The organism is bacterium (genome assembly GCA_030649055.1).
Taxonomy (GTDB): Bacteria; Patescibacteriota; Minisyncoccia; order UBA6257; family JAUSGH01; genus JAUSGH01.
In genome coordinates, this window is sequence record JAUSGH010000006.1 from 1 (window position 1) to 14,278 (window position 14,278).

Consider the following 14,278-nt stretch of genomic DNA (forward strand, 5'->3'; position numbering starts at 1 on the left):
CTTAAGGGAACGTCTCACGATACGAGCTGACGACAACCATGCAACACCTGTGCACATGTCCTTGAGAGACGACTAATCTTTCGACTAGTCTTCATGTGCATTTCTAACCCGGGTAAGGTTCTTCGGTTACCGTCGAATTAAACCACATGCTCCACCGCTTGTGCGAGTCCCCGTCTATTCCTTTGAGTTTTAGCCTTGCGGCCGTACTTCCCAGGCGGTCGACTTAACGCGTTAGCTTGGCCACTCCGAGGGTCGATACTCGAAACAGCTAGTCGACATAGTTTAGGGCGTGGAATACAAGGGTATCTAATCCTTTTTTATGCCCACGCTTTCGTACACTGAGGGTCAGGAATGCTCCAGTTACATGCTTTCGCCTTTGGTGTTCCATACGATATCAACGGATTTCACCCCTACACCGTATGTTCCAGTAACCTATCGCACCCTCTAGTCCTGCCGTATCTATTGCGGCCTCACCGTTGAGCGGTGAGATTTAACAATAGACGCACAGGACCCCCTACGCACGCTTTACGCCCAATAAATCCGGATAACGCTTGGAGCCTTCGTATTACCGCTGCTGCTGGCACGAAGTTAGCCGCTCCTTATTCCTACCTTAATCAATAACTTTTTGAGGTAGAAAAGCAGTTTACAGACCGAAGCCCTTCATCCTGCACGCGGCGTCGCTCGATCAGACTTTCGTCCATTGTCGAATATTCTCGACTGCTGCCTCCCGTAGGAGTACGGGCCGTGTCTCAGTCCCGTCGTTGGGGGTCACCCTCTCAGGTCCCCTACTGGTCATCGCCTTGGTAGGCCGTTACCCTACCAACTAGCTGATCAGACCTAGGCCGCTCCCAAAGTGACTTGCGTCTTTCATCTTACGACGTATCGGGTATTACCCCCGCTTTCGCGGGGCTATCTCCGTCTTCGGGGTACGTACCAAGGTGTTACTAACTCGTTCGCCGCTGCGCAAACCCTTGCGGGTTTGCACCGCTCGACTTGCATGCCTTATCCACGCCGCCAGCGTTCATCCTGGACCAGGATCAAATCCTCTAAGAAAATAATGCTAGAGTTTAGCATCTAAAGTTTGGCAAAACCAAACGCCATACGCTAACCTCGTTGCCTTATTGTTTGTTGGGACAACGAAAAAGTTTTCGATTTTCGTTGCATTGAACTCATAGGTTTAAATATGAGTTCGGATCCTTAACTTATGGTTATGAAATTATCAACGTCCATTCAATAACATATCCGTCTCGCGCTCCATGCTGGACATCGAACGCGGGACGGATAAATGAGCTCCTATTCGCTCACTGTAATTTGTAACTTAAATAGTAGCGGAGTGCGGGGGGGCTTGTCAAGAGCTAAAAACTCCTATATATTAAACACTATATGAAAATAGACATCCATCCGAAGTATTATCCAGACGCGAAAATAACGTGCGCGTGCGGACACAAGTTTTCCATCGGCGGAACGAAGCCGGAATTAAGCGTGGAAATTTGTTCGCAGTGCCATCCGTTCTTTACGGGAAAAGAGAAACTCATTGACACCGCCGGCAAAGTGGAAAAGTTTAAAGCACGTCTTACCAAAGCGGCCAAGGCGCCGAAAGTGGAAAAGAAGCCGAGAGTAAAGAAGCAGGCGAAGTAGATTATCTCATATATAATAAGACCTATAAGACATATAGGTCTTATTCGTCTTATACAACAAATGGAAAACATCCAAAAAATTATATTAGAAGTCCGTGCCGGCGCCGGCGGCGACGAGGCATCCATTTTCGCCGGCGAGCTCGCGCGCATGTATCAACGCTATGCCGCGAAACGCGGCTGGGGTTTTGTGCCGCTGGACTCCAGTGCCGGAACGCTTGGCGGATACAAAACCTTCATCGGCAAGATGTCGGGCGCGGGCGTTTATGACGCCTTGAAACAGGAGTCCGGCGTGCACCGCATCCAGCGCGTGCCGGCAACAGAAAAAGCCGGAAGAGTACACACCTCCACCGCCTCAGTCATCGTACTTCCTGAGGTAGAGGCAAAGGACGTGACGCTGAACATGAACGACTTAGAAATCACCTTCCAGCGCGCCGGCGGTCCGGGCGGACAAAACGTGAACAAAGTGGAAACCGCGGTACGCATTGTCCACAAACCCACCGGTATTTCCGTATTCTCACGCGCCGAGCGCAACCAACATGCCAACAGAGAAGCGGCTTTGGATATCATCCGCGCGAAACTCTACGAAATGCAAAAGGAGGAGGAAGCGAAAAAACTCGGGGCCTCCCGCCACGACCTTGTCGGCACCGGCGACCGCTCGGAAAAAATACGCACCTACAACTTCCCCGACGACCGCATCACCGACCACCGCTTCAATGCGAAAGTACACAACATTGAAAAAGTCCTGAACGGCGACCTCGACGTCTTACTCGAAAAGATAAAGAAACAAAAACCGGTCGCCTAAGGCGACCGGTTTTTGTTATGCAAGCCGTGCTTGAATTTTCGGCAACATTCGCGTCAGCATTTTTCTCCGATGATTCACGGCTTCATGCTCCTCGTGCGTGAGATCTTTATAAAGTTTATTGAATTGCGGGATAAACAGCAGTCCGCGAAACGGTAATCCCGGGTCCATATCCCTTGGGCGTTCGCGAAGTAGCACGCCTTCCAGCGCATCCGTTTCCGTGAGACAAACATCCCCGTCATAAAACGCGATGACGGCACGCAATCGCGCGGTGCGCATATCGGGCGGCACGCCCTTCAATCGCAAGAGCGCGTAATCCACCATCTCCCAATCGGTCATCTCTCTCCCAATCCACCGCCGGCTCTTCACGCCCGGCTCACCGCCCAAGGCATCAATCTCCAATCCCCCGTCGTCGGCGACGCAAGGCATATTACACAATGCAAAATAACTTTTTGCTTTGAGGATGGCATTCTCCTCAAACGTACTCCCGGTCTCCTCAATCGCCTTGATATCCGGAAAATCTATCAGTGATTGCGTTTTAATCCCCACACGTTCAAAAAACCCGCCGACCTCGTGAGCTTTGCCGACATTCTTGGTAGCAATTAAAAGTTTTTGCATAAGTATATAAAAAGTATACGCCGCCGCTGCATATTTCCGAAATATTTAAAATCAAAGCGCGGAAGGCGCTACATTATCATCACTCCTCCAACCAGGGCTAATCGTGGTTTTGCTTTTGAGCGAGCATGTTGAAGCGAGGCAATAAATTCCCGAACGGAAAACCGCGAAGTCGGAACAATGGCGCTGTATGAATCCCGAAGCCATCGCAAAGCGGGGCGAAGGTTGAGTTCGCCTTGTTCCGGTAACTTCCGCGGTTTGGAGTGAGAAGAATTTATCCGAGCGGAAACAGCTCGCGAGAAAACAAGTCTGCGATTATCCACAAGACCACAATTACCCATTCAACACATCTATATCCGCCTGAAACTGCTGCGCCCTCGTCACCACGCGTTCGCCGTATGTCCACAAATACCGCTGCCATCTGCCTCCCGCGTAATACCGCGCCGCCGCGCGCCGCTCTTCAGAAATAGAGGCGCCTTTTGCCGCGCCGGAATCCTTAAGGTACAGCGCCGACGCCATAAACGCATCCGCGTTGCGCCACGGTGAAGGCGGCTCGTTGCCTGTTATTTCCCCCACACGCTTTGCATACAAATTCCACGTGGACGGAATAAACTGCGCCGGACCCATCGCGCCGCCATAAGCACCGTCGGCATTCGCGCACGACACCGTCACGGTATCAGGATTAATCGCAAGCGCGGATGTAATCGCTAAAAATATCGGCGTATCGCGGGTGGGATGCATAGCGGGCTTTTTACTCCGCGAGTTGACTTCGTTGTATTTGCACTTTCCCACGTTTTGTCCAAGCGCAGACTCGCGATCCAACACCGCTAAAATCATCGCCGCGCGCACGCCGCTTGCCGACTCGGCCACGCGCGCGTATTTCAACGCCTCTTCAAACGACAACTCGCCGCCACCCAAAAATTCAAAAATCTGCGCCCGAATTTGCGCCGCGGTCTTTTTGGAAAGCGTCAGCAGTTCCTGATACTTAGATTCTTGGCCTTTGGTTGTCGCGAGCAACGTGCTTTTCTCGCCCTTCACGCCCTGCAGCGCCACCCGTTGTTCGTCCTGATACCGCTGTAACGACACGGCGTCCGTGCGCTTTTCCGCGAGCGCCTCCTGTTCAGTAACGAGCTCCACGCGCAAGTTACTGATTTTTTCAACCCCAAGGCGGAGATTATCCTGAAACACCATAAGGTTATTAAGGTCGTTCACGAATCCCGAAAGATCCGGGTTCTTCAAGAGCACCTCAAAAAGACCGGTCGCGTCGCGTTCACGGATCTGCTGCAACGTCCTCGCGAGTGCCTGTTTATTAAAATCAAGATCCTGCTCCACGGCTGTAACTTTTGTTTTATTGTCCACGATGTCCGCGTCCAGCTTCGTGATGGAAATCTCGATGGCCTTCATCTGCAAATTAAACTTTTTAATCTGCGCGTTCAAGCGATCAATTTCCGACTGTAAGGTTTTGCCCTGCTTTTTATAATTCGCGACCGTGGACTCGTATTGAGAAATTTGACCTTCGATGTCCGTGAGTTGCTGTTCCAGCACTTTGCGCTCAGCCTCGCTTTGCTGTCCCGTAGCGGCAAGCGATTCACTGGAACGCACCGGGGCAAGCACGGAACCGAAAATAAAGTACACCGCGACAAGCGACAAAAGTATCGCTTCCGCGATAGAACGCAAAGGAACGCGAATGGTCCGCGCACGCGCCAAATTCACCCGGGCGCGTAGCGGGCTGAGCGGATGCACAAAACTTCGCCGAATTTCAACAATTGCCCTCGGTTTTCGGAGCATACCCTGTGCTACAACTTCGATTGATGTTTATAATTCATGCGTAATTTCGTTTGCGAAGAATCAGTGTCAGCGTATCAATCTTCGCCGTCCTTCACGATACACCCGTGATCGAAGTTGTCGCACGGGGCATGTCTTCAGTATAACAAAAAATCGGTCGCTTCAAGCGACCGATTTTTTGTTCTTACTTCGTATATCTTATGTCCTACTTCTTTCCGGACGCTTCCCCTGCCGGCGCTGCACCTGCCGCGGGCGCTTCAGCTGCAGCTTTCGCCGCCTCGCGCTCCGCAACCTTCTCCTCGGTTTCAACCTTAATTGTTTCAACGCTTCCGGCCGCCTGCATCGCCGCTTCCTGTTCTTCCGTAATCTTTGCTTTCACAGTCGCAACAATCACTTTGCCGTCCACAAGTACTTTCACGTCCGGCGAAATATTCAAATCGCCCACCTTAATACTCATACCGATATCGGCAAGCACAGAAATATCAACGGTGATGGTATGCGGAAGTTTATCCGGCATTGCTTCAATCGGAAGCTCCTGCAATGTACGCACCAACACGCCTCCTTTGTCCTTGACTCCCAGCGCCTCACCGACAAACACAAGCGGCACCTTTGTCTGAATTTTTTCATCCATACGCACCTGATACAAATCCACGTGTACCGGTTCGCTCGAAATTGCATCGCCCACCACATCATAAATAAGCGCCGGGCGCTTTTCTTCGCCGATAACCACGGTCACAATGGTGTTCTCTCCCGCCGCTTTATACACCTTTTTGAAATCCTTCGCGGGAATTGCCAAATGCATATTGCCGATACCGCGGCCATACAACTCCGCCGGAATAAAACCCTTCTCCCGAAGAGTTGAAACCGCCTTTCCAAATATTTCCCGTTTTTCTGCTTTTAGTTCCATAGGAGTAATCGCGAACAATGCGAATGAGGGCAAATAATGCGAATCTTTACTTCCTGAGCACCGTCGAAGGACTACATTAATATAAACTTCGACGAGCTAAACTAACAACGTATTGTATAAAATACTAGCAAAACGCTCCATAAGATGCAAGCCCTTCCTTATGCTTATATAAACAGTGCGCCTCGGATGCATGGAAGCATCCGAGGCGCGCGCTACGATCTGTTACGCAAAGACGGGCGCGACGAGATGCTTGTGCGGAAGGACCGGCCGCGCGGGGAGCTGCCTCGCCGCATCCGTGAGGCGGTATCGGTACTGGCGACGGCTACCTTCGCGAAGCAAGTGGCCAAGGCAATGCCACCTGCACAGATCGGCCGCGACGGCACTGTGAAGCAGATGCTTCACGTTCGTCGCCTCAATCCTCCGAACGATCTCGGGAAGTGAGAGCTCCTCATCGCCGCTCGCGTCCTTGAGCGTCGCCCAGACGAGCTCCGCCACGAGCCCCGGCGACTCCATCATGATCTTCGGGTCATCCTTCCTGGCATAAAGGCACACGCCGTCCACGAGCTCCCGATCCAACTCGCCCCGTGAGTAACGCCGCCAAAGCGATACCTGGACGTTATTACGCGAAACGCCAGTCGCCTTAGCGCAGTCCATCGCCGTGAAGGAACCATTGTCACCCATCTTTTTGATGTAAGCGACAATACGCTTCTGGTAATCAGGGATCCGAATCTCGCCTTTTTTCGGCATTCTCTCCTCCTCCAAAACAATCCGGCAAATCTTCACCCATAGTAGCAAACGACTGCGCTTTTGTCAAATCACCAATGAGCATCTGCTCACAACTCTCGGTGCGTCCGTGTTCGTCATTGCGAGGATTATCCGAAGCAATCTTACATAAATATTTATAAAGATATTAAAGATATTAACGTAAGATTGCCACGTCGCCTGCTGGCTCCTCGCAATGACGTGGCTACTCGGGCTTGCGAGCAAATACGACGACAATACGCCGCAAACCACACGAAATCAATTTCGGCCGGTCGCCCAAGGCGACCGGCCGAAGTATTACCGAACGAACGTTACGTAGTGATTCCGGCGATGCGCTTGAACTCGCCGATGTGTCCGTAGAGCAATTCGTCGCACTTCTCCCAGATCCAGCGCGCATTCGGTGCGTCAAACGCCTGAAGGATCGCGCTTGCGCTGCATGCTTCAAGTGTAAACCCGTAGCTCTTCATGACCTCGAAGAACGTCACATCACACTCGGCGTCACGCCAGAAGAGCAGCACCTCATCCGGCGTCCACTGCTTGGTCCGCGGGACAAGCACGTCCATGATAGCCAAACGCACGGGGTCATCCATGGATTCGCGGAGGCAAGACCCAAGCTCTCCGTTGGTCATGGAAGCAAAGCGTGCGCTCGCTGCCTCCAGCCACGATGCGAGTATTGTGGCATCCTCCTCGACATCCTCGGGACATTGGTCAGCCACGTCCTCGAGCTCTCCGCCTCCGCCACTTTGTTCAGGCGAATATGTGAAGCAGATGCGCTCAAGAAGCTCGATGAGTTTTGGCGCGGGAAGCCGGCTGACCCTCCCTTTGAGCTCCCGCTCCAGCGCGGCCATTTCCTTGTCGTCCGTATACGCATACTCCATATAGAGCCACTCGAGCTCCGTATCGCTACATTCGCGAAGACGCGGACGAAGCGCATTCCACACCAGGGAACACTCGTTCCGAAGCTGTAGCGCGCCGACAAACACAGAAACGGAGTAGTCCTTCGGATCAAGCTCGCCGAGATTCAGGAGCACCCGAATCGCCATTTCCTTCAGCGGCACCATCGCGCTTCCTCCAACGTGAAAACAGACACTACGAGCAGTGTAGTATATGCGGCAGCCGAAATCTAGGACCGAAAAAGTTTCAGCCGCTGCGCGACAACTTGCTTCATCGCCTCCACTGAATATGAAAGTAATTTATACGGCGCAACTTCTTTCGGTTTTTCAGTAAATGCTTTTTCCAAGCCCTTTCTCCACGCTAAACGAATTTCGGTACTAATATGAATAATGGCGCAACCGCTTTTTGCGGCAGCGACGAACTCCGCGTCTTTTGAACCCGATCCGCCATGCAACACCAGCGGCACCCCAACCGCTTCCGCAATTTCACGGATACGATTAATATTAAGCGCCGGCTCCATTCCCGAAACAAGCATGCCGTGTACGTTCCCAACCGCGGGCGCAAACAAGTCCACGCCGGTTTCTTTCACGAACCGCAAAGCGTCCTCAGGTGTGGTCAAGTCTTCTTCGGAAATCTGAACGCCTTCAGGCAGTTTTTCAAGCAGCGCCGAAGATTGACCGATATATCCCAGCTCACCTTCAACGATAATGTCCGGATTTATTTTTTTCGCCAGCTCCACCGCCGCCCGCGTTTGCGCAATGTTTTCCTCAAGCGATAATTTTGCTCCATCAAAAATAATGGAATCGTAGCCCAAGAGCGCCGCGTCACGCACTTTATCCAACGAATAGGTATGGTCGGCATTCAAAAAAATCGGGTGGCCAAGCTCCTCGCGCATGTTGCGCACCAAGGACACCGCGTTTTCCGCGCCGATAAACTCCCGCTCGCCCTCTGAAGTCCCGATAATAACCGGCACTTTTTCACCGAGCTCTCTTGAAACCTCAACCGCCGCCTCAACAACGGCTTTAAGCCCCGCGATGTCGGAAATATTAAAATGCCCGAGCGCAATCTTGCGCTTTACCGCGTCGGCGATTATTTCACGTAATGTTTCCATAAGAAAAAACTTCGTTAGCTTGTTGGTTGGGCTGTCCATTCTAATGAAGCTAATAACCTAACGAAGCTAAAAGCTAAACCCCAAACCACCCTTGTATTATATACCTCTGACTCCAATCTTCTAACTCCACTTCGCTAAAGTAACTGATAAAAATCTTATTCCACAGCGCCTCCTGCTGATGATACAGATACTTGATAAGCTCTTTTTCTTTCACCAGCGCCATAACGGTGTCAACAATGTTGAAACTCACGAGCACCGGCACGCCGGTTTCGGTCGGGAAAAAATCCCCCGCCCAGCCCAAACCACCCCAGAAATCCAGCCCATCACGGAACCCGCGCACGACATGTTCAATATTCAGAATGTCCTGCTCTGCTTTCGCCCAATGCAACGCCTCGGGATTGATGTGCGGCTCAAACAAGCGCCAATCATTTTCATCGTCTTTTCCGAGATACCGCTGGACAATCAACCAGCGCGGGCGCGAAGCCTCCATCGCGAACGAAGGCAACCGCCGCGCGACAACATCGCCGCGTAAGGCGGAAATCAAATGCGCAGCAAACTTTTCCTCACTTTTTTTCATGAACCCGTTAAACAGCGTCGCGTAATACGCAACCTCATGCAGATAATGGTTCAGCAAACTCACGAGACGCAGCGTTTCGCCCGAAATACCCAAAAAAATCGGAATAACAAAGATGACCCCTAGCTCTTTCAAGTGGCTGACATTGTGATACTTTTTCGCGACAAACTTTTCCGCCACGGAGGCCCATTTCGCCTGCAGTGCCTGCAAGTGAATTTTTCGCCACTCAAAATCCTTTGGTGTGAGCTGCTCATACTGCTTGAAAAAAATGGTATTGAGCCACTCCGGGTCTTCCAAAAAGCGCAGGGCGCTATACACCTCGCGAATGTCTTCCTTCGCGAGCATCTCGTCCACACCCGCGTATCCCAGCGCTTCCAGCACCTTTTTCGGCGGCTCGGCCTTCAGGAGTTCCGCGGCTTTGGTCAGTTTCAAAAAATATCCCTCGCCCGGAGGCGTGACGCTCACGACAAAATCGCAGATCTTTTGCGCCGTCGTCGCCAGCCGCAATGAAAAAACTCCGCAAACCTCAAAAATCTTAAGGTCATCGGCTTCGATTTTTGACCGCAGTGCGTCAAAAATTTCAATTGCCTTTATATCTTTTATATTTTTATCTCCGAACCCAAGCCGATGCAAACGATCGCGCACCAACGCGTCATTTTCTTCCATAATGCGCGCCATCACTCCAACCTTACCCGTCGCGCGTTCCATTGACGCCTCGAGATCAACAACAAGCTGCTTGCTAACACGCAATATTCGAGCAATTTTTCCTTGGGGAGTATCCATACAGTAAAATCCTAATTTCAAAACCCTAAATCCTAAACAATACTAAAGTTCAAATAGCAAATGCTCAAAAGGGATTTTGAATTTTTAATTTTTTAATTTGTTTAGAATTTAGATATTAGGATTTAGAATTTGAACCAAAGCATTATAAACTCTGCACCGTAACGTCCAAATTCTTCCATCTTGGCGACTCATCAAATTTCGCCTTGGTTAATATCCCCTCCTTCGCGCCGATATATTCCACAACCGAAGTCGCATTCGCGCTTCCTAATCGGATTGCGAACTTAATTTCCTCTTCGCTAAATATAATTTTTTTGCTTTCTTGCTTTTGTGCTTTTATGCTTTCACTCCGCAAAAGCGCCGCCGCAAACCCGCTCCCGAATGCGTCTCCCGCTCCAGTGCGGTCAACAAGTTTTTGCTCCGCAAAAATACCGGACTTATACAAACTCTTTCCGTCGGAAACCGTTACGCCATGTTGGCCATCGGTCATCACTGCAATACCCGGAACCAGTTCATCTAACTTCCGGAAAATATTTTTCTCATCGTCAAACGCAACGCCGGTCAATGTCGCGGCTTCTTCACGATTCACGACAACCACATCCAGCTTTTCCAAAATCGGCCGCATCGCCGCAATGCCAAGCTTTACATAATACCCCGAGGGATTCATAGCAAGAAAGGCGCCTTGACCATGAAAATGATCAACGAGGCGCTGCATCCGTTCAACCGGTATCGCCCCGGGCGCGATATACACGGCTTTCGCATGCAACTTCGGCAACGCCACGCGGCCCAGATAATCCGCCGCGCCACGATAAACTAAAATCGTCCGCTCGCCGGTTTCCGAAAGCAAAATAGTGGAGTAGGCGGTATGCAGATCTTTAATATACGAGACAATCGGCTTCACGCCTTCTTTTTTTAAATCCGTAAGTACATCTTTGCTCGTTTCATCCTTGCCTAGCGTGATGATTGCCGCAGTAGAAAATCCCTGACGAGCAAATGTTACCGCGCTGTTTGCCGAACCTCCGCCAGTCGTGAACACCGGCTTCCCGATTTCAATTTTTTTCCCCAATGCAAAGCACTCCGCCTCACCCGATGGAAATCCGGTGGCAGAAGTGAAATGCTCATCCTTCACCGCTTTAAACGCCGGGCTTTGCAAAAATACATCGCGCGTCGCCGTGCCGATGGTTATGACGTCAAACATATTTCAAGTATAACAGAAATTTCCGCGCGGGCGGATCATCTCTTTCGCTTTATCGCCCGCTTCGCTGCCGCAACAATGTCCTTCACTCCCATCCCATATTTTTCAATAAGCTCGCTCGGCTGTCCGGATTCGCCAAACACGCCCTGCATACCGATAAACTCCATCGGCGTCGGTAATTTCTTCGCGAGAAGCTCCGCGATGGCGCCGCCAAGTCCGCCCGCAACCTGATGCTCTTCGACAGAGACGACCGCGCCGCATTTTTTCGCCACCTCCAAAACCGTTGCCTCATCTAACGGTTTAACGGTGTGACAATTCACCACCATTACGCCGATTTTTTCTTTTTCCAATTCTTTCGCGGCGAGCAACGCGTTGTAGAGCAACGGACCGCAGCCAACGATGGCAACTTCCGGAGATTTTCCCACCCAGAGCACTTCCGCTTTCCCTGGCGTATAGGGCGAGGCCTCGATCGTAAAAACCGGCGTCTTCTCCCGCGTAAGACGGATATATACCGGGCCCCAGAGTTTCGCCGCGGCCATCGTCGCCTTCTTTGCTTCAACCGCGTCACAAGGGACAAACACCCGCATGTTGGTGAGCACGCGCATCGTAGCGATATCTTCAACCGCCTGGTGCGTCGCGCCGTCCGGCCCCACCGACACTCCGGCGTGCGAACCGACAATCTTCACGTTGGAATCGTTGTAACAAATGGTCGTCCGGATCTGCTCCCAATTCCTACCCGGTGAAAACGCCGCGTATGAAGAAATGAAGGGGATCTTTCCGGAAATTCCAAGCCCCGCGGCAATCGTCGCCAAATTTTGCTCCGCGACGCCAATCTCAAAAAATCGTTCCGGAAATTTTTCCGCGAATTTTTGCGTGCGCGTGGACTCCGTTAAGTCCGCGCAAAGCGCGACCACGTTCTTATCCGCTTCACCGGCCGCCAAAAGACCCTCGCCGTATCCGTCGCGCGTGGGTCGCTGCGCAATCGCCGGATCAAAAAGTTGTTCCGAAAGTTTTGCGCTGATGTTTACCATAAGTAATTTCTCGCAAAGGTAGGAGTTTCCTCCCGTCATTGCGGGAAATCGCGATGCCCGCCCGCCTTTGGAGGGCGCGCCGTCCGAAGCCTCACGCATCGGACGACAGCACATCGCGAAATCCATCAAGACTATTCTTCAGACTCACCCTCCTCGCACTTTCCGCCCGTGCACATCCCGGAACGCTGTCCGTTACCAAGACCCGTTGAAAGCACGCCGAGGATCAACGCATCCCAGAAAAGATGCGCTACCGGAAGTCCCGAGGGGCACTTTCCATCAACGCGCGCCTTAAAGCAGACCATACCGTCCGCTTTTGCCGACGCAACCCACGCGAGGATCAACGCGAACGCCGCCAAACAAAGCGTAAGCTTCGCGAGAATCGGACGCGCGCAGCACAGCCAATGGAATCTTCCACAATGTCCTTCTTTCATAATGATTTGTTAAAACACTTCACTCGACCTTTCATTAGATAATAATAGATTCATTGTACCACAACGCTCACCGCAACACATGCCTATTCGTGCTCGGATTTAATTCTTCCTCCTAGCGTCCGCAACTCTTGAAGCGCCGCCTTCCCTTGTTCCGCTTTTGGCGGAGCGCCGGGAACGTCAGAGATGCCGGGCGGAGTCCCGTGCCACAGATAATTATTCTCCATAAATGCCACGCCCTTGCCGGGCGTTGTATGCGCGACAATCACCGTCGGCTTTTCATAAATCGCCTTCGCCTCCGCAACCGCGTCAACGAACGCGCGGATGTTATGACCGTCCACCTCAAGCACGTGCCAGTTAAATGCCTCATACTTTGCCTTCAACGGTTCCAACGGCATAATCGTTTCCGTTACACCGTCAATCTGGATGTTATTCCGGTCCATTACCACTGTCAGATTGTTCAATTTATTTTTTCCAGCAAACATAATCGCCTCCCAGGTATTCCCCGCATCATGCTCGCCGTCGGAGGTAACGCAGTAAGTACGATACTTTTTACCATCAAGCTTTGCCGCAAGCGCGACGCCGATCGCCTGCGACATGCCGGAGCCCAAGGGACCCGAGGTTGTCTCAACTCCGGGAAGCGCCGCGCGATGCGGATGCCCCTGCAAACGACTGCCGAGCTTGCGAAGCGTTTGCAACTCCTCAATCGGAAAATATCCGGCGTGCGCCATCGCAACGTAACGAATCGGGCAAATATGGCCGTTAGAGAGAATCAGCCGGTCGCGATCGGCCCACAACGGATTCCTCGGATTATGATTCAGAATATGAAAATAAAACGCGGCGAAAATATCCGCCATGCCAAGGGGCCCCGCCGAATGACCCGACTTGGCCGTAAGTAGCATTCCGATGAGGTCCTGCCGCATCACATTGGCAAGCTCCTCCAAATGTTTCAGTTTTTTGTCGTGCAGTTCCATAGGCTCCTCAATAAAGCATTAAAGCAAGAAAGCATTTAAACAAAACTCCCGCTTTGTTGCTTCGCTGCTTTTTTGTTTTCTTACCCCCTTATTCTCTTGCTTTATTGCTTCTTTGCTTACTTGCTTATATGCCTGCTAGTTCCTCGTACGCCAGCTTCGGCAGAGGTGCCTCCCAGACATACGCACCCGATACAATCGCGTCCGCTCCCGCGCCTTTAACGCGAAACGCAGCCTCAGGATTCATTCCGCCGTCTACTTCAATTATAACATTTGGCGCGTGCTGTCTTAAAAACTGAATTTTCGAGAGGGCGGATTCCTGAAATACCTGCCCCGAAGGTCCCGGATCCACGGCAAGCACTTGCGCCAGCGTAAAATCCCGCAAATAGACCAGCGCCAAGTCGGGCGCGGTCAAAGGCCGGAAGGAAAGCCCCGCTTCAGCGCCCGCCTCGGCGCACGAATCCAAAATAAACGCCGGGTCATTCATCACCTCAACATGCACGATGACTCTCCGCTTTCCGCTTGTCGCCTGCCGCAAAGCAGCAAGCCATGCCGGAAGCACCGCCTCAGGCTCTTGCACCATTAAGTGCACTTCGAGATTCAATCGTGTCGTGAGCCCTCCAAGCTCCTCCGGAGTATTCCATGTTTTGTGCGGCGTAAAAATGCCGTCAGAAATATCTAAATGCACGAAAGCCTCGGGCGGCAAAAACGTCTCGGCTTTTTTTATTTTTGCCGCGACTTCCGAAAAACTCGCCTCATTAATAGACGGGATAACTTGCATGATGCAAA

14 protein-coding genes and 1 rRNA gene are annotated in these 14,278 nt (G+C 51.7%); 2 read left to right on the forward strand and 13 right to left on the reverse strand.

What is annotated here, in order from left to right; translation table 11 throughout:
• Positions 1-1,053, reverse strand: a 16S ribosomal RNA gene (locus Q7R85_01585); the annotation flags it as partial.
• A 330-nt stretch (positions 1,054-1,383) separates the two neighbouring features.
• Between Q7R85_01585 and rpmE the strand changes: the two genes are divergently transcribed.
• Together rpmE and Q7R85_01595 are read left to right on the forward strand one after the other, a co-directional pair.
• Entirely contained in the window at positions 1,384-1,638 is a 255-nt protein-coding gene (gene rpmE / locus Q7R85_01590; protein MDO8584793.1) for a 50S ribosomal protein L31, read from the forward strand.
• A 60-nt stretch (positions 1,639-1,698) separates the two neighbouring features.
• A complete protein-coding gene (locus Q7R85_01595; protein ID MDO8584794.1) occupies positions 1,699-2,439 on the forward strand; it encodes a PCRF domain-containing protein in 741 nt (246 codons plus the stop codon).
• A gap of 15 nt (positions 2,440-2,454) precedes the next feature.
• On the opposite strand, the gene Q7R85_01600 is transcribed toward Q7R85_01595, so the two are convergent.
• The 12 genes from Q7R85_01600 to Q7R85_01655 all read right to left on the reverse strand — a co-directional run bounded on the left by Q7R85_01600 (position 2,455) and on the right by Q7R85_01655 (position 14,270).
• Positions 2,455-3,054: a non-canonical purine NTP pyrophosphatase gene (locus Q7R85_01600; protein ID MDO8584795.1), complete on the reverse strand. Its 600-nt coding sequence runs from the start codon at positions 3,052-3,054 to the stop codon at positions 2,455-2,457.
• Positions 3,055-3,384: 330 nt separating this feature from the next.
• Complete coding sequence (locus Q7R85_01605) at positions 3,385-4,839, reverse strand: lytic murein transglycosylase (GenBank protein ID MDO8584796.1); 1,455 nt, start codon at positions 4,837-4,839, stop codon at positions 3,385-3,387.
• Positions 4,840-5,041: 202 nt separating this feature from the next.
• Positions 5,042-5,743, reverse strand: a complete 702-nt coding sequence (locus tag Q7R85_01610) for a 50S ribosomal protein L25 (protein MDO8584797.1) — start codon at positions 5,741-5,743, stop codon at positions 5,042-5,044.
• Positions 5,744-5,965: 222 nt separating this feature from the next.
• Positions 5,966-6,490 carry a hypothetical protein gene (locus tag Q7R85_01615; protein MDO8584798.1) on the reverse strand — a complete coding sequence of 175 codons (525 nt, stop codon included), beginning with the start codon at positions 6,488-6,490 and terminating at the stop codon, positions 5,966-5,968.
• Positions 6,491-6,816: 326 nt separating this feature from the next.
• A complete protein-coding gene (locus tag Q7R85_01620) occupies positions 6,817-7,566 on the reverse strand; it encodes a hypothetical protein (protein MDO8584799.1) in 750 nt (249 codons plus the stop codon).
• Between the two features lie 62 nt (positions 7,567-7,628).
• On the reverse strand, positions 7,629-8,510 hold the full coding sequence (locus tag Q7R85_01625) for a class II fructose-bisphosphate aldolase (GenBank protein MDO8584800.1): 882 nt from the start codon (positions 8,508-8,510) through the stop codon (positions 7,629-7,631).
• Positions 8,511-8,583: 73 nt separating this feature from the next.
• On the reverse strand, positions 8,584-9,867 hold the full coding sequence (locus Q7R85_01630) for a hypothetical protein (GenBank protein MDO8584801.1): 1,284 nt from the start codon (positions 9,865-9,867) through the stop codon (positions 8,584-8,586).
• A gap of 142 nt (positions 9,868-10,009) precedes the next feature.
• Complete coding sequence (locus tag Q7R85_01635; GenBank protein ID MDO8584802.1) at positions 10,010-11,062, reverse strand: carbohydrate kinase family protein; 1,053 nt, start codon at positions 11,060-11,062, stop codon at positions 10,010-10,012.
• 35 nt (positions 11,063-11,097) lie between these two features.
• Positions 11,098-12,090: a transketolase C-terminal domain-containing protein gene (locus Q7R85_01640; protein MDO8584803.1), complete on the reverse strand. Its 993-nt coding sequence runs from the start codon at positions 12,088-12,090 to the stop codon at positions 11,098-11,100.
• 131 nt (positions 12,091-12,221) lie between these two features.
• Positions 12,222-12,521 carry a hypothetical protein gene (locus Q7R85_01645; protein MDO8584804.1) on the reverse strand — a complete coding sequence of 100 codons (300 nt, stop codon included), beginning with the start codon at positions 12,519-12,521 and terminating at the stop codon, positions 12,222-12,224.
• A gap of 83 nt (positions 12,522-12,604) precedes the next feature.
• Positions 12,605-13,492 (reverse strand): transketolase, encoded by an 888-nt coding sequence (locus Q7R85_01650; protein ID MDO8584805.1) that lies wholly within the window; start codon positions 13,490-13,492, stop codon positions 12,605-12,607.
• Positions 13,493-13,616: 124 nt separating this feature from the next.
• Positions 13,617-14,270, reverse strand: coding sequence for a hypothetical protein (locus tag Q7R85_01655; protein ID MDO8584806.1), 654 nt, complete (start codon positions 14,268-14,270; stop codon positions 13,617-13,619).
• Between the last annotated feature and the right edge of the window lie 8 nt (positions 14,271-14,278).

Coding starts and splice junctions, on each gene's coding strand:
- rpmE (MDO8584793.1), top strand. CDS start 1,384: ATGAAAATAGACATCCATCCGAAGTATTATCCAGACGCGAAAATAACG.
- Q7R85_01595 (MDO8584794.1), top strand. CDS start 1,699: ATGGAAAACATCCAAAAAATTATATTAGAAGTCCGTGCCGGCGCCGGC.
- Q7R85_01600 (MDO8584795.1), bottom strand. CDS start 3,054: ATGCAAAAACTTTTAATTGCTACCAAGAATGTCGGCAAAGCTCACGAG.
- Q7R85_01605 (MDO8584796.1), bottom strand. CDS start 4,839: ATGCTCCGAAAACCGAGGGCAATTGTTGAAATTCGGCGAAGTTTTGTG.
- Q7R85_01610 (MDO8584797.1), bottom strand. CDS start 5,743: ATGGAACTAAAAGCAGAAAAACGGGAAATATTTGGAAAGGCGGTTTCA.
- Q7R85_01615 (MDO8584798.1), bottom strand. CDS start 6,490: ATGCCGAAAAAAGGCGAGATTCGGATCCCTGATTACCAGAAGCGTATT.
- Q7R85_01620 (MDO8584799.1), bottom strand. CDS start 7,566: ATGGTGCCGCTGAAGGAAATGGCGATTCGGGTGCTCCTGAATCTCGGC.
- Q7R85_01625 (MDO8584800.1), bottom strand. CDS start 8,510: ATGGAAACATTACGTGAAATAATCGCCGACGCGGTAAAGCGCAAGATT.
- Q7R85_01630 (MDO8584801.1), bottom strand. CDS start 9,867: ATGGATACTCCCCAAGGAAAAATTGCTCGAATATTGCGTGTTAGCAAG.
- Q7R85_01635 (MDO8584802.1), bottom strand. CDS start 11,062: ATGTTTGACGTCATAACCATCGGCACGGCGACGCGCGATGTATTTTTG.
- Q7R85_01640 (MDO8584803.1), bottom strand. CDS start 12,090: ATGGTAAACATCAGCGCAAAACTTTCGGAACAACTTTTTGATCCGGCG.
- Q7R85_01645 (MDO8584804.1), bottom strand. CDS start 12,521: ATGAAAGAAGGACATTGTGGAAGATTCCATTGGCTGTGCTGCGCGCGT.
- Q7R85_01650 (MDO8584805.1), bottom strand. CDS start 13,492: ATGGAACTGCACGACAAAAAACTGAAACATTTGGAGGAGCTTGCCAAT.
- Q7R85_01655 (MDO8584806.1), bottom strand. CDS start 14,270: ATGCAAGTTATCCCGTCTATTAATGAGGCGAGTTTTTCGGAAGTCGCG.